Annotated in this window: 7 protein-coding genes; 1 reads left to right on the forward strand and 6 read right to left on the reverse strand. The window is 35.1% G+C overall.

The window, feature by feature from the left end; all coding sequences use genetic code 11:
* Positions 1 to 5: 5 nt before the first annotated feature.
* From KO493_RS12940 to KO493_RS12960, 5 genes are all read right to left on the reverse strand, one after another.
* Positions 6 to 5,132, reverse strand: coding sequence for a T9SS type B sorting domain-containing protein (locus tag KO493_RS12940; protein ID WP_216068389.1), 5,127 nt, complete (start codon positions 5,130 to 5,132; stop codon positions 6 to 8).
* A 138-nt stretch (positions 5,133 to 5,270) separates the two neighbouring features.
* The gene (locus KO493_RS12945) at positions 5,271 to 10,172 is read right to left on the reverse strand and encodes a T9SS type B sorting domain-containing protein (RefSeq protein WP_216068390.1); all 4,902 of its coding nucleotides are present in this window, start codon (positions 10,170 to 10,172) and stop codon (positions 5,271 to 5,273) included.
* Between the two features lie 130 nt (positions 10,173 to 10,302).
* A complete protein-coding gene (locus KO493_RS12950; protein WP_216068391.1) occupies positions 10,303 to 13,002 on the reverse strand; it encodes a T9SS type B sorting domain-containing protein in 2,700 nt (899 codons plus the stop codon).
* Positions 13,003 to 13,030: 28 nt separating this feature from the next.
* Positions 13,031 to 13,855 (reverse strand): ABC transporter permease, encoded by an 825-nt coding sequence (locus tag KO493_RS12955; protein ID WP_216068392.1) that lies wholly within the window; start codon positions 13,853 to 13,855, stop codon positions 13,031 to 13,033.
* Positions 13,856 to 13,874: 19 nt separating this feature from the next.
* Entirely contained in the window at positions 13,875 to 14,771 is an 897-nt protein-coding gene (locus KO493_RS12960) for an ABC transporter ATP-binding protein (RefSeq protein ID WP_216068393.1), read from the reverse strand.
* Between the two features lie 123 nt (positions 14,772 to 14,894).
* Between KO493_RS12960 and KO493_RS12965 the strand changes: the two genes are divergently transcribed.
* Positions 14,895 to 15,968, forward strand: a complete 1,074-nt coding sequence (locus KO493_RS12965; protein WP_216068394.1) for a hypothetical protein — start codon at positions 14,895 to 14,897, stop codon at positions 15,966 to 15,968.
* Here KO493_RS12965 and KO493_RS12970 read toward each other — a convergent pair.
* Complete coding sequence (locus tag KO493_RS12970) at positions 15,965 to 16,480, reverse strand: plasmid pRiA4b ORF-3 family protein (protein WP_216068395.1); 516 nt, start codon at positions 16,478 to 16,480, stop codon at positions 15,965 to 15,967. The two genes, KO493_RS12965 and KO493_RS12970, sit on opposite strands and share 4 nt — an antisense overlap.
* Between the last annotated feature and the right edge of the window lie 26 nt (positions 16,481 to 16,506).

The following is a 16,506-nucleotide window of genomic DNA, read 5'->3' on the forward strand; positions in this document are numbered from 1 at the left end:
GCATGCTATCGTTTTAAAGTGAAATGTCCTGAAAATTCTCTTCCATCTTCTAGAAAAACTTTAAACCAATAATCATCGGTTGGTAATTTTTCTCCCTTATAAGTCCCATCCCAACCATCTGATTGTACGGCAAGCTGTTTTAGTAATTTTCCGTAGCGGTTATAGATATATATAGCTGTATTTGGTTGCACTTGATCTCCTAAGCCACCTATCTTCCACGTGTCATTAATACCGTCTCCATTTGGTGTAAAAAATCGATCATAACCAATTACTGATATGTCTAGGGTTACAGTTCCGCAGATGACATCCATAACATATATAGTGTAAAAGCCAGGAGTTACGTTGTGAAAAACGGGGTCGTATTGATAGTCAATACTTGTTGAGCCGACTTCAGAAAGCGCATATTCATAGGCGCCCATCCCTAGGTTGGTTGGATCTATAGTAACCGTGTTATTTTGTTGCAATTCTTCTATGGTTACATCATCTTGTGAGATGTTTGGTAACTCGGAGGCCTCTACAAGGATGTCTTCAGATCGAGCGCATCCTGTGCCATCTGTTTTTGTTAATTTTACCGTGTAAGTACCAGGAGAGGACACCGTGATTTCAGTAGCATTTGATATGAATTGATTGGAAACAGAACCGTCTAAACTAGTCCATAACCATTCGTAATCAAAAACTTCAGTAGTATTCGTGTTTTTGGTGTTTAATAGAATCGAAAAAGTAGGATCGGATGAACACACAAGTCTTGGCGATTCAACAGTAAAGTCGGGTAGAGGATTTACAATTAAATCTATAAATGTTGATGCGTAGCAGCTCGTGTTTATTGGATTAATAACTTTTACAATTATGGTTTGATTACCTGAAACTAGCGGATTTGGTAAAGTGCTACTTTCAATAATAGCGATATTGTTTTCGTCTACATAATCGTATAAAACGGTCATATTAGATTGAGAACCTATAATAGTACTCGTAAAATTACTTGTGTTAAAGGGATAAAATCCATCATCTTCAATATCGGAAGCTGTGCCATCACAGGCTATTTGCGGAGCAATAGTTTGCGCTATAATAGGTTGTTCATCTACAATAAAATTTAAAGTGGTTTCATTATAACACGGACCGTCTGGAGCTAAAGTTGAACTATTGGTAACTCTAACAGTTACTACTTGATTTTCTGAGGTAAAAGGGTTTGGTAACGGGCTAGGCAAGCCAAGACCATTTTCATCAAAATAGGTAATAACAACATCTGCAGGATTTTGCCCGTTCAATAATTCAGTTTCAATTTGAGAGGTGTCAAAAGGGTATGATAATATAGCATCGCTTGTATCAGAATCACACTGTCTAGGAATGTTTACAGGATTAGCAATAGGCAAAGTTTCAACATCCAGTAAAATGTGTGGACCCAAACCTAAACAATCATTACTTAACTGACTATCAACTCGCACGTATATAAATTGAGAGTGAGGGTATCCAATATTTCGGTAATCTGTGATGTTAATTATTTTATTGATTTCAGCCAGAGCATCTACCTCATTTCTGTAAAAAGATATGGTAGGTGTTTGTGGTAGAAATAAGTTCTCAATAACTGTTTTGGCATTACTAAAATCAAATGTTGCAATACCGTCTTTGTTATCGTTGTTTGCATTATCATGACCATCCATATCTAAAAAGTCATCACACTGATTGTAAGTCATTAAAAAGGAAGACGGTATAGTCGTTGTTGAAACCTTCAGGTCGATTCGAGCGGTAGAAGTACAGCCTTGTTGAGATTCAATTCTAGCCCAAACAGTATCTGAGTTTACTGTAGTGTTTGTGTAATCGGTAGGGCTATTTATGTAATCTGTATTTGTAACATCACCAGAAATGGCCGCAGATTCAGTTTTAAAGTATGTAAAGGTTTCATTAATTGCATTTGATGATATTTCATCATTGGCTTCGGTTAAATTGAACGGACTATAACCCAAACTCTTTGGATCATCATCATCACATTGAATTAAAATTACTGGAGAACTTACAACAGGGTTCGGGTTTACTGTAAGTTTAATTTCGTTGGAATATAACCCACAAGAATTGCCTGTCCTATTTAGAAACACACGATATAAATTGTTGTTTAAGGTTATTGGAGCACTCAAAATATTTAGGCTAGCGGTTTGCGCGCCATTGTAGTTCAAATTATCAATAACGGGTAGCCAATTAACACCATCGTTACTAACTTCCCATTGGTAAGTTTCTGCCTCTATTGATGTTACAGATACGGTTTCCGTGACCAATTCACAAATAATCATATCTATAGGCTGTGTTTGAACCGTTAAAGGTGCTATAGTAACATAATCGTTATTTGGAATGGTATACCCATCGTTGGCATTATTTACAATGCCATTTTGGTCAACTGTTATGGTCGTGTCACCTAATAAATGATCACTATTTCCATCAGAAAAACCAGCTTCAAGAACATCGCTACAAAGGTCGCCATCGCTATCTAGATTAATATAATTAAATATTAAATCGGAATTGGTATCTGGAAGTATATAGCCTATTAAATTACTATCTGGTGTGGTTTCAGCGGCATCTGCCCATCCGTTTACACCAAAATTTGGCCCATCTTCAATACCATCCAAATTAGTGTCTGAAAGTAAAATGTTAAATTGTCCAGATTCTATTAAATCGTAAATTCCATCGTTATCACTATCTAAATCATAAAAATCGAGTATGCCGTCTGCATCCGTGTCAACAGGTGATAGCGTCATGTTGTAAGCATCATCAAGCCCGTCAAGATTAGAATCAACGCCTGTCAAAGGTGAAAATACACCTTGGTTTTCAATAAAATCTGGAATACCATCATTATCACTGTCTAGGTCTAATTCATCTTTAATTCCATCATTATCATGATCATTTTTGAAGCATGTTAAAGAAAGGTTAGCTTGAAAATTTGATGAATTTGAAAGATTATCAAGTTTATGGGTAAAGGAAAACCCGCTTACCTGATTTGCTAAAAAGTTATAAGGTGTATTACCCAAAGGGGTAGGGTTGAATTTAAAATGTATTTCTGAACCAGAAATTTGAGTGACACCCGATTCAAATAACCCATCAAAATTAGAGTCTACTAATAATCTGTGATCTGGATCTACCAGGGTAATGTTTTTGTTTGAAGGTGTTATTTTTACAATGAAATATTCGCCATCTACGGAAGTATGTACATGAGATACATCTTCAGAAAACTTAATGTTAACCGGTTCCGTAAAGGAAATATCATAGGTTTCTACAGCGTTACTCGAGGCAGTGATATCGCTAAAAATATTACCAGTTGCAGTGAGCCTCATTGAACTAGTAGTACCGTTATCAGTTGCTATATTTGAATTGATCGTGCCGTCTTGAAAGGCTAATCTAGGTGGACGTGTGTTGGATAAATCAAGCACAACATCACCTCGAGACTCTAAACAATTTAGAATGCCATCGTTGTCATTATCTATATCGAGATTATCAATAATACCGTCGTTGTCAATATCATCTGGGCAAATACTTACAGGAACTTCTGTAGATTCTAGTGTTTCCCCTGTACAAGTAATAATGCCGATTAATTTATATTTCCCAGGAATAGTTGGCGTTATCTTAGGAACATTAGCCGCTAATAATTGATAACCAGTACCATCGTCATAAAACCATTCATAGGAATCAAAATTTGTAGCATTCGCTGCTTCTAATTTAATATTTGGAATGCAGTTACCAAGGGTGTTAAATTCAGTTTCAAAGTTAATTTCTGGTTTCGTCGGGAATCCAGAGTAAAAACTACCAGTTGTTGCCGCTCCGTTAGCATTAAAATAAGCGACGTATAATTCATCATCACCTTGAACTGAAACATGGTTTGTTAACCCGGTAACTTGGTAGGTTACATAATCTGGTTTTCCATCGACATTACTTGGTCCTGTCGTAGAAAAATTAGAAAGAGGTTGGTTGTTTATGGTTATGTTAGCACCACTTTTACTTACTATCGAAACCCCTCCGCTATATGTTGTACTTCCTATTTCATCAATAAAAGCAATATTATCTATGTTGCCTCGAGTCTCACAACTTAATGGCGGCACGAAAAACATGCCTTGATTGGCTTCACCTGAGGAGCCAATACCTTGATAAGCGAAAACTTTTCCGCTAGTAGAAATATACATATTACCATTTGAATTGTACGAGGTACCTTCTATTAACGCATATCTATTTGCTGCCGAAATGGTGATTGGTGTCGTGTTCCCATTTATAAAAACATCTGTTGGATATGTGTGAGGCACTAACAGCACATTTTCCCAGGAATTATCTCCATGTCCTTTAACAAAAATATATTCACTACCAACTTTAGAAAGTCCTGCAATTTGGTCCAAACCATAATCTCTACCATTACCACTTCCAAAACTTCCATTTGCAGAGCCACAATTGACAACAATAGGCTTATCAGAAGTTACTAAACAACCAATTAAGCCGTCTCTATTTGTAACACTATCAAAACTGTTAGTTGCCACAATATAACTTTCCCCTTCGTTTAATGTGACTGATATCGGTGTGGTACCATTATAATTTTTAATAATTAAACCTGTAGGCAAATTATCAAAAGTTATTTGAGTGTCATTTTCAGTAGCCATTACAGAAACAAAATTTAAATAATTGTCCTGGGGGTTTTCATTGGTATAACTTCCAACCCTAAAAGTAGTGCCTAACGCAGAAAGTCCCTTGCTAACGAGGGCTCCAGCCTGAGCACCTCCTCCAGCATTCATTCTTACCGAAACATATACTGGTGCTTCTGCTTCTATAATATAACCTTTGTTGTTTGTTACAACACTCGTAAGCGTTGAAGACATAAATAATTGTCCGTTTCCTGTGCCAATAGATTGTACTATGGGCGATGTATGTGATACCATACCTGTTATGTAGTTATTTGCAGGCTGACCTACTGGGATTATGGTGTAGGGTACAGGACTATTACTAGGTGTTGATATATAGATGTATTGGTCTTCTGGGTTTGCATTCCCAAAGGAGGAACTAGTTAATGGTGGTATGTAATGGGTTTTGCTTAATTGAGAAAAAGCAAAGTGACTTACAAATATGAAAATAATAAATAATAAATATCTTAAATGATTATGAGCTTGCATTTATAAGGCGTGGTCGTTTGGTTTAGTTTAGGGTACAAAAAAGACTAAAATATGCCTTTTAAGACTTTAAGACTCAGTAAAGTGCAAAAGGTTTAATTTTCTAGCTTAAAAAAAATAAAATATTTTCGTAATTAAGTATTATCGTTTTAGTGTGAAGTGTCCTTTTATTTCCATTTCATTACCATTTTGTATAATGCTTGCCACAAACCAATAATCATCAGTAGGCATGTTTTCACCATTAAAAGTACCGTTCCAGCCAGGTGAACTGTGGTGTAGTGTTTTTAACAGTTTGCCTTGTCGGTTATAAATGTGAACTAAACTACCAGGTAATTGGTCTGCACCAACAATGTGCCAAGTATCATAAAAACCGTCGTTGTTAGGTGTGAAAAATTTAGGTATATCAAAGACAAAAACATCTTTTGTAATATCCATACAACCATTTAAATCACGAACCGTTACGGTGTGATTACCAAAACTTACATTTTCAAAAACATTAGTTTTTTGCGGTGTGCCTCCATCTAAAATATAAACATAATCGCCAATTCGGTTCAGATTTATATCCACAGAAATACGATTAGGATCTGAAAAATCTAGAGTAGAAGTGAAGGTGATTTCAGCTTGCTCCGATTCTATAACCGTGAATGTTTTTGTAAAACTACAGTTATTTGGTGTGGTAACAGTTACCGAATAAGTTCCTAATTGACTTGGTGTTACAGCGATTTCTGAAAGTGTTGCGTTATTAGCTGAAGCATTAACCGATGTAGACCATAAATATGTATCAGCTGGATCACCAGTATAGGCATCAATATATAGCGGGTATGATTCGCGGCAAAGGGTAACAACATCCTCAATTGGAATTAGTGGTAAAGGGTGTACAATTGTCGTAAATTGTGTGGTGTTAAAACAGCCCGTCGCGTTATTTTCAATTCTTGCAAAAAGTGGTTCGCCGTCGTATGCCGAATAGGTATTAGGTAATGAATTTAATTTATCTTCTGCATCTGTTAAACTGGCATAATAACTTACGGTAAATTGTGTTGGATCTTGTGCTCCTATAATAGGAAGCGAATTTTCTGAAAGATTGAATGAAAATTGTCCATCAAAATCATCGTCACAACTTATTAAATCTGGAGGTGTGTTTGCTATAGGGTTAGGGTTTATTATTAAATCAAATGGTGCTATGAAATAACACCCAGTTGTAGCATTTGAAACCTTTGAGAATAAGGTGTGCTGGTTTGCTGAATAATTAAAAATAGAAGCTAAAGGTGCTGTGTTGTTTTCAGCATCAGACAAGGTATTGTAGTAGGAGATGTTAACCGTTGAGAGATCATCAACTATAAGATCATTTATTATGTTTAAATCAAACGTATCTGAATCATTATCACATATTGGATAGCTGCCTATTGGATTTAACAGGGGTGGTAAATTAACAATAAGCTCAACTGGGATAATACTAAAGCAGCCCGTTAATGTATTTGCCACTTTAATATAGACCGTTTTTGCACCAGTATTGAATTTGGAAGGATCTGATATTTCATTAGAATTATCTAATCCATCACTTTGATTAATATCTGATAATTCATTAAAATAATTTATGATAAGGTTGCTTTGTACGCGATCTAAAATGTCATAATCAGCTGTAGTTAAATCAAAATTAGTAATACCATCGTAATCAGCATCACAATAAACTAAAGGTAAAGCGTCGGTAACATTTGGAGCTGTAATTATATTAATGCCAATTTCCTCAACGACAAAACATAAAGAGTCATCACTTTCAATTCGAACAAAAATCGTTTGAGGATTTGTTATATTGGTATAGTTTGTTGGTAAAGAGTTGGTGTTATTATTAGCATCATCTCGCGTTTCATGAAAGGAAATATTTAGAATATCTCCGGAAAGGCCTTGACTTATTTCGTTAGCTTTTTCATCGAGATTAAATACATTTTTACCATCGTTTGATTTATCATCACAAACCAAATAAGGAGTAACTGGGTTGTAAACTGGGTCTGGAGATACTTGTAAAACAAAGGTTGAAGTACCAAAACAATTTGGATCTGAAATATTTTCAACAAGAACGTAAATGGTTTGCATTCTTGAGGTGTTTTGATAGGCAGTGTTTTTATCAATAAGACTTGTAAATGCAGCATCTTCAAAGTAATAAACTTCCTTGCCACTTTGCCCGTTTAAAATTTCGGCATCTTTTTCATAGAGGTAAAAATCGGATACACTAGCTCCAGAAGATTCACAAATTTGATAATTACTAATCGCAGGAAAAACAGGTTCTGTGTTGACTATGGCTTCAAAAGATTCAATAGCAAAGCATCCCGTTGGGCTTACAGTATCTTCTACACGAATATAAATGGTTTGTGTTTCCGTGTTATAAGCATCACGTTGTGTTTCAGGAATTTCATTGGTTTTATTTTGAGCATCATTTAGTGATGTGAAAAAATCAACGTCTAATCCCGCAGTATTGGAAACGATTTCGGATGTTTTACTATTTAAATTAATGATAGAAAAACCATCTTGATCGTTATCACAAATAATAATATCATTGGGTTTATTGGTAGAAGGTGCGGTAACAACTTCAATTTGAAATTCATTTACTGTCGAACACCCAGTTGCCCCAACGCTAGCGATACGCGCATATAATGTTGTAATTGGATTGGTGTTTCGATAATATCTAGTTAATCTATTGGAAGTATCGTTATTTTCCGCATCTATTTCAGTTTCAAAGTAAGTTACATTAAAGTTAGCATTACCTCCTGTAATTGTTTCATCCAAAGATTGTAAGTCGATATCAACAATGCCATCATCATCATCATCGCAATATGCGATAGGCGGACTGGTAAACAATAAAACGGGGTTTACTCTAAGGTTGATCTCAGCTTCCTGAGTACAAGCACCATCTCCAATAGAAACGTATAAGGTGTGCGGACTTGTAGCTTCGTAAAATTGGTTTTTGTCTACGCTATTTCCTGCACTTCGGTCTGCCTCAGTTTCGTAAAATTCAACTGAGATCGGGAAAGGAAGGTCATTAGCTATAAAGGATTCAACTGAGAGTAAGTTAAATTTCGCGGTGTCGGTACTGTCATCATTTTCATCGCAAATTGCAAAATCTCCGGTATCCGTTGCTGTTAATAATAAATTGGTGTGTATTTCAAATGGGACAACAGAAGCACAGCCTGTGCCAGAGTCTTCAACTCTAAGATAAATGCTTGTAAATCCAGGGGCGTCAAAACCGTTAGTAAATTCATAATTTGTTTCATCGGCAATTGGATTTGTGCCGTTATTTGCATCTTCATAATTAGCATGGAACGTGGTGTTTACTCCGGTCAACCCATTAAGTATATTAGGGAGAACCTCTGTTAGATCAAAAAGAGCATGACCATCTAAATCTGTGTCACAAGCATCGATAAATTGTGGGTCTGTTTTGTTTACAATTGGGCTAATTTGAGTGTTAATTGTTAGTGATGTTGTTGTAGCACATCGTGTATTTATATTAACAGCTCTTACATATACAATATCACTAGCAGAGCTGTTCTTATAAAGATTATTAGTAATGGGGTTTGTACCTGCTGTAGCTTCAGACTGGCTTAAATGGTAAGAGAGGTATAAATCTTGGTTTCCTCCAGTAATTTCATCATTTTTTTCAGATAAATCGATATATGTCGAGCCGTCTGGCGTATCATCACTATCACAAACTTCTAAAGGAGTAGGGGAGATAATATTTGGAAGTGAATTTACAACAATGTTAAAACTGGAATACGCATAGCAGTTACCATCCAAATCAAAAACTCTAACATATATTGGTTGTGAAGGACTTGAATTTGTAATAGGTGTTGTAATGGGGTTTTGGTTATTTCTGGCTTCAGCATCAGATAAATGGTAACTGAATTCATAATTTGTAAAAGGACTTCGTGAGGCTACCTGTGCATCTTTGGTTGTGAGATCAAAATTCCTGGTACCATTGCTACCAATTTCATCACATAATTCGTAATCTGGAAGCGTTTCCATAGGTTCTTCGGTATTAAGAACGATATCTATTTCATCTTGTTCAATACAAATAGAGCCGTTTATTAGAACCGAAACATCAACGCGATAGGTGCCATCTTTGGTTGCTGTATAAGTTTCATTTGCGGCTCCAGGAATTAAGGTGTTGTTTAAATACCAAGAATAGGACGCTGCTGGATTTTGTATGTTGGCATCAATGATTGCTGAGGTTTCACAAGTAGAAATATCTGGACCTAAATCTAAAACCCTAAAACTATCACCTTCTATAAAAACAGCAGAATCGTATTCGCCATTAGTTTGATCGGCAATAATAAGTTTAATGCGGTATTTTACATTGGGTTTAATGGTTCCAGAAGCCGTTAAAACAGTGGTTCTACCATTATAATTAGTGTCGCCAACGTTATACCCTTGAAAATACTGGTTGTTTTCTGCAGGGCAAACACCAAATATCTCATCATGAACGGTCTTGGTATTTACGGGTATATTCGTATTTGGAATTAATGCAATATTTTGAAAAGGGGCTGAAGAGCCTTCTTCTTTGATAAGGAAAACGAAGCCGTCGGAGAACTGACAAGGGTAAATATCAAAATATTCTTCTGACGCTAATAGGTAATTAAATTGAAATTGGTTCGAAATAGAAACAAAGTCAAATTCAATGGCTGTCGCGTTTAAATGGACGTCGGTAGTACCAAGTGCAGCTTCCAAATCGGGATCTGTGCCCCATGCTGTGGACCCTTCACTAAGCGTCGGTGTTATTGTAGAATTACCTCCCGAAGTTGCTCCTCCTGTGGAAAGCATAATACCATTAGCAAAAGGGAAATTGGAGTTGCCTCTTTCAAAATAGGCATAACTAGAAAATCCGCTATCAATGCCGTTTACTGGTGAGTTAATATTGCTAATGTTTACACATCCATCTACAAAGTTATCCTGAATTAATGTGGTTAGATCTACAGAATCATCTACTGTTATACGTTGTGAAAACATAACGTTACAGCAAAAAAAAGTAAATAAGATAAGGTAATTAGATCTCATTATAGTAAGTATTTCAGTTGATTTTGAAGGCTAATTAAATCAAAAAGGTTATATTTTATGGAAAAGTATGATATATTTTATTGGAAATAAAAAACATTAGCTGAAATACAATATAATTTGGTTTTAAACCTTAATGTTTCAAAGTGAAATGGTTTTTATAGATTCTTCCATCGGCTAATTTTATAGAGAACCAGTAATCAGCACTTGGTAATTTTTCTCCATTAAAGGTGCCATTCCAACCTTCATTTTGCGGGTGAAGTTCTTTGAGAAGTTTTCCATACCGGTCAAAGATTAGAATTTTTGTATGGTCTTTATAGACTCCAGAAATTCCATAAACTTGCCAGGTATCGTTAATACCATCACCGTTTGGTGTAAAGAATTTAGGAAAACCAATAACGGAAACCTTTTCATTTACATTACCACAATTGTTTTTAACGTCTTTTACTACCACAGTATAGTGTCCCGGATACACATTATCAAAAGTAGAACTGTCTTGGAAATCGAATACAATATGGTCACTTGAATCCATTAATTGATATTGATACTTTCCTTCTCCAGATACGGTAACTGTGATCCTGTTATTTTTTGACGCATCAACAACATCAATTTGATTAAAAGTTGCAATATTGGAAGGAGAAAGCGTTGTAGTTCTACTTTTAGAACAGCCATAAGTATCGGTTATAGTAACCGTGTAGGCCCCAATTGTATTTGCTTGAATGCTTTCTGTGGTTTCCCCGGTACTCCAGATATAAGTGTAGTTGCTAGGCAAATCATGTAATACACCAGCATGAATACGTACAGAGGCAGGGTAATCGTTTAAACAATAATATAACTCAGTGTCAGGAGTTACTTCGAATGATTTTTTAACTCCTAAAAATACATCGCTAATACCGAAACAATTATTTCCACTTTCAGCACGGGCGAAAATAGTTTGTGAAAAAGCCGTAGTATTTGTGTAAAAATCATCAAGTGGATTTTGTTCTAACAGCGCATCCTCGTAGGTTTCATAGTAATTAATATCTAGATTTACTGAAATCCCATTAAGTATTTCTTGGTTGGCTACTGTTAGGTTGAAATTATAGAAGCCATCTTCAAGACCATCATCATCACAAGTTGTTAAAGTTGCATCATTAATGTCGGTAGTACTAACATCTAGAGTTAATTCTGAAACTGAAAAACAGGAGGTATTATTATCAATGACCTTAGTGAATATAATTTGTGGGTTTACGGTATTAGTGAAGGCCTGACCATCTATTTTCTGGGTTCTGCCAGAATCGGTATAAAATTCAATGGTTCTATCGGTTTCATAGCCTGTTAGATTTAAAAAAGCTTCGTTGAGGTTAAAAACCGTTTTTCCGTCTAAAATGGCATCTTCTTCACATTGAAATAAGGTGTGGTTTAATGCTGTTGGATTTTGATTATACACAACATAAGCTTCTCCTTCATTTAAGCAATCTCCATTATTTGGGTTTATTATAACTTCATAATGCCCTGATGCTTGAACCAATAATTGGTTGCTGGTTTCGGTAAGTGGTATACTGTTTTTTGACCAATTATAGGTCGCTCCTGGTAGTAGGTCTGCGACTAGTGCATATTGGTCACCTTGGCAAAGTGTTAAGGTTGTACTCTGTTCTCCATTTTTGATAATATCAACCTGTTTGTTAAAAAAGGAAGCGATAAAAGGCGGTAACCCTTGTGTGGAAAATGAAGGAGAAAGGTTAATAGCATGATGATTATAATCACAATTCAAACCTATTTTGTTAGGCTCATTTATTGCACCTAAATATGGAACACCTTGAAGATACGCAGCGCTTAAAGCACGATAAATTTTTCCGTTAGGACCTAATTGTAAGGCGCCTCTATAGATTTGTCGATCATCAAGTGTAACTGCTGAAGCTTGGACTGGAGTAGCATATAGGTTATATTGAATTAATTTCGAGTAATGAATATTCGGGTCATTAATATTGGAGTCATTAGGAAGAATGTTAGATGTTTGAACGTAAAGTAAGTTGCTGTTAGGAGAAAATTCAACGCCATAGGCAGCGCTAACTCTTGGTGGAATGAGCGTATTTTGGTTTGATACTTTTCCCGTGGCTACATCAAAATCAAAAATGTCGAGGCCATCATAGAAATTCGCACATGCCACTTTTAACCCATCCGGTGATAATTTTAAATACCCTCTTCGATCTTCTGTTTTCTTGGCGAAAGTAGATTTTATTGAGGTTGAATTCACCCCTAGATTGGTAACTTCAAAAGCGTGAAAAGTATCAAAGACATCTAAGTTTCCGTTTTGTGAAGCATAGGTAAGTACCCAGAAAGATTTGCTAACACAGTCTTTTAGTACAGCAGTGATCTTTTCGGCAGAGTCTCGTAATAAATTAATATTCTTTGTTGTGACTTCACCAAGACCGCCATCTAAGGTTAAATCGACTATGGAGTAGTTGAATCCATAACGAATGCCAGATTCGTCTCCAAAATCATCTACTGTAAAGACAAAATAAACTTTATCATTATCAGGTTTCGGGACTATGATAGCCGATTGGGTACTAGAAGGGTCGCCATATAAGCCGTAACCGTTTGACATGATTTCATGGTTTTTATTCCAAATGGTTATGCCGTCTGTATAAAAGAGTAAATTACCAGAATCATCAGAGATGGATGTACAGCCTTCAAGAGTACTTAGTTTACCGTCTTGAACTGCGGTAACGGTGTTATTATTAGAGTCAAATCGAACCCCACTTTTATTTCCAAAATACCAATTTGCAGCCTGGTTTTGGGCAAAAATATTGATGGAGAATAAGCAAATAATTAATAGTAAGTGTCTTTTCATCTTTGTATAGCGTACACTTTCAAAGATATTATAAATCACGACTTTTTAGAAGTTTATAGGACAAAAACACAAATAGAGCGGTCCAACATAAAACGATGAGAATCTCATATGAATGTACTGCGTAGTCGTAAGTCAAGCTGGTTTTATCTGGAAACTTAGACATGGTAATGCGTTGGAAGGGCTGATCTATTAATTTATACATTGATTGTAACGGAAAACAGTTCTGAATACGTTCGGCAATTGCACTATTAAATTTCCAAGCCATGATACCGTATAATATCCATTCAACAATAAATAAAATAAATAGAAACGCTAAGGCGAAAGCAGAACGCTTTACTAGCATGCCAAAAAATAAGCACAAACTAAAGAAACCCATTAATTTAACAAAGTAGGCTAATAGAAATTCGATATTACTAAAAACTATTGAAGCCTCTGTATAACTGGAATAATACATGCCAATACTCAAAGTGATAAAAAATATAAGCACCGTTGAAACTAGTGAAAAGAATACAATGGCATAAAATTTTGATAGAATAAACTCCTTTTTACTTAAACCGTCAATAAGATTTTGCTTTATGGTTTTGTTACTGTACTCATTGCCAATCATACTTACGACGACAATAGCAAAAAAGAATTTAAATTGTGAAGCAAAAAAAGTGGTTAGGTGCCATATTAAAGGGAAGTTAAACACGCCTAATTCTCCTAACTCCAGGGTGAAAAAACCAAAAACGTTTATTTTTAAGGATGATAACAGAATAACGAAAAATGGTAAAATGAATGATACGAATATCAAAATTTTACTGGTTCGATTAAGGAGTAGCTTTTGTAATTCTAAATTTAAAAGTCTGAACATTTAATTTGTTTTTTGGCTGTTATTGATGGTCTGTCAACTGTAAAAATTGCTCTTCTAGGCTTTCTTTGCGTTGCACTAGATGTGTTAATACAACCTGATTTTCAAACATGAATGTGTTTAAATCTTCAGATTTTAAAGGTTTATTTAAAAAAGCGGTAACCAAGTTATCTTGTGTTTTTATTTCATTAAACGATGTATGGTTTTCAAGTAATTTTACCATTTGAGGATTATTATTCGACTTAAGTTCGAAAAAGCCATGGCTAGAAGTCATAGCATCCACACGACCGGCATAGAGTTTAACACCCTTTCTTAAAACAACAACGTGGGTACATACTTTTTCAACTTCATCCAACAGATGGGAAGCCAATAAAATAGTGGTACCATTTGAGGCAATTTGTTTAATAATTTCTCTAATTTGATGTATGCCCTGTGGGTCTAAACCGTTAGTTGGTTCATCTAATATTAAAATTTCTGGGTCGTTTAGCAGGGCCGAAGCAATGGCTAAACGTTGTTTCATGCCTAAAGAAAACGCGCTGAATTTGCTATTTTTTCTTTCTATTAGGCCTACTATTTCAAGTTTTTCATCAATTTTATTAAAATCCACACCTTTTATTTTACAAACCAATTTTAGGTTTTGCATGGCCGTCATGTACGGATAGAAGTTGGGACGTTCAATAATAGCACCAACCTTTTTTAGTGCTTCATGGGTGTTAACAGTACCGTCGAACCAACTAAATTGACCTTGTGTTTTGTTTACGACATTAAGTACGATGCCTAAAGTGGTCGATTTTCCGCTGCCGTTCGGACCTAAAATACCGTAAACGTTACCTTTATTTATTGTAAAAGATAAATTATTAACAGCAGTTAAAGAGCCAAATTTTTTGGTGAGATTTTCAATTTTAAGGATGGTTTCCAAAAGGTGTATTTTTAATGGTTAACTTTTTAGTGGTTTTGACTTACTTTAAATATGACGATTAGGCTGCAATTATGTTACAAATTATAGCTTTAAAAACGTTAAATTTGAACAAGATTAAGAGATATGCAAGATTTAAAAATTTCCAAAAGAAAGCCTTCGTACCCTATAACTGCGAAACTTAACGAGTATTTATCAAGATATAATAGAAACGTAGAAATTCCTATTTTTTATGATGATTTACTTAGGTTTCAGGGGTCGATTGTTGTGTATGACAAGGATGATAATGATACCTTATGGATTCGTGTTTACTACAATGAATTTGAACGTGAGGAGATTGAATCTTCTTTAAAAAAGGTTTACACTATTTTTCATTCAGATGGAAATGAAAACATTTTGCCCTTTTTAAGCGTTGATGCTATTGATTATTGCACATTTGGAAATTCAAAACCTTTCAGAATTAAAATTAGAAATGTACTGAATGATAATTCAACTTATTTCTATATTAAAACAGCCGATGCTTCTCGTGTTTATGGATTGGAACTGGAGCACATGTTATCGCCTTATAATTTGAATTTTCTTGTTTATGAAAACACGTTAATTGAAGAGCATATTGCAGGAATTCCTGGTGATGAGTTTATTAAAAATATGCTGCCTAATTGTACTAAATCTGAAAAAGCTCAAATCGCAAAAGAGTTTGTGAAGTTTAATGAGCGCTGTATGATACGTCTACTTGGTGATATGCGCTCTTATAACTATGTTATTGTGCCTACACATGATTTTGATAAAGTGGTTTATAAAATTAGGGCCATAGATTTCGACCAGCAATCTTACGAGGGCAAGTTTAATATTTACAGGCCCCAGTTTTTTAAGGAAAACTATGAAATGGTGCAATTAGTATCAAATATTATTCAAAAACTATCCATCGATCAATATAAAACAGAAGAGCGTTCCATTTTGGTAAAACGCTTAAAAAGTTCACATGTACGTGTTGAAATGTTACTCGGTTGTTTAGAAAGTGATGAGGTTTCTACTGAAGAAAATATTCAGTTACTTAAAACCACTATATTCAATTACACCCACGATGTGAATTTCAAGAAAAGTAAAAACATGGGTGAAATTCTAAGATTTTCCTTAGAGTTTTTAACACGTAATTATGAGAATGTAAGTTTAGATGTTTTTAAGAAGAAGAAATATTAATTCCAGTTTTCGTCAAAATCTAATTGATCGTAATCTTCAGGATCGAAATCATCTTCAAATTCATCAAAATCGTCTAATGCGTCAGCTTCAAAAGTTTTTTCAGGCGCAAATTCTGGAACTTGACCTTGAACATACATCAGGTTAGGGTAGTCATGTCCTTCCATTTCTTCAACTATTTCGGCCAATTCCACGAAGAAAGTCCACATGCTTAAAAAGTCGTAAACATATATTAGTTTTGTTTGATCTTCATCTAGCAAACCGTCTAAAGAAGTTTCATTCATTAAACGCGCGGTAGCTTCTTCACTTAAATCGAATAAAGAGATTTCTTCACCTTGTTCCCAGATATCGTTACTTACGTAAAATGATGCCATTTCTGTACCATCAAACCCGAAGGATTGGGTAATGATGTTGTGTAAGTCTTCAAGCGTATCGGTGTCACGAATTTCTAAATCGCGAAAAACGTCTTCGTCTTTGGTATCATTGTCTAATATGACTCTAAATCTGTAAATCATCAGTGAAAAAATTTAAGGTACAAAGG

This window comes from Pseudotamlana agarivorans (genome assembly GCF_018860245.1).
Taxonomy (GTDB): Bacteria; Bacteroidota; Bacteroidia; order Flavobacteriales; family Flavobacteriaceae; genus Pseudotamlana; species Pseudotamlana agarivorans_A.

Coding starts and splice junctions, on each gene's coding strand:
- KO493_RS12940 (WP_216068389.1), bottom strand. CDS start 5,132: ATGCAAGCTCATAATCATTTAAGATATTTATTATTTATTATTTTCATA.
- KO493_RS12945 (WP_216068390.1), bottom strand. CDS start 10,172: ATGAGATCTAATTACCTTATCTTATTTACTTTTTTTTGCTGTAACGTT.
- KO493_RS12950 (WP_216068391.1), bottom strand. CDS start 13,002: ATGAAAAGACACTTACTATTAATTATTTGCTTATTCTCCATCAATATT.
- KO493_RS12955 (WP_216068392.1), bottom strand. CDS start 13,855: ATGTTCAGACTTTTAAATTTAGAATTACAAAAGCTACTCCTTAATCGA.
- KO493_RS12965 (WP_216068394.1), top strand. CDS start 14,895: ATGCAAGATTTAAAAATTTCCAAAAGAAAGCCTTCGTACCCTATAACT.
- KO493_RS12970 (WP_216068395.1), bottom strand. CDS start 16,480: ATGATTTACAGATTTAGAGTCATATTAGACAATGATACCAAAGACGAA.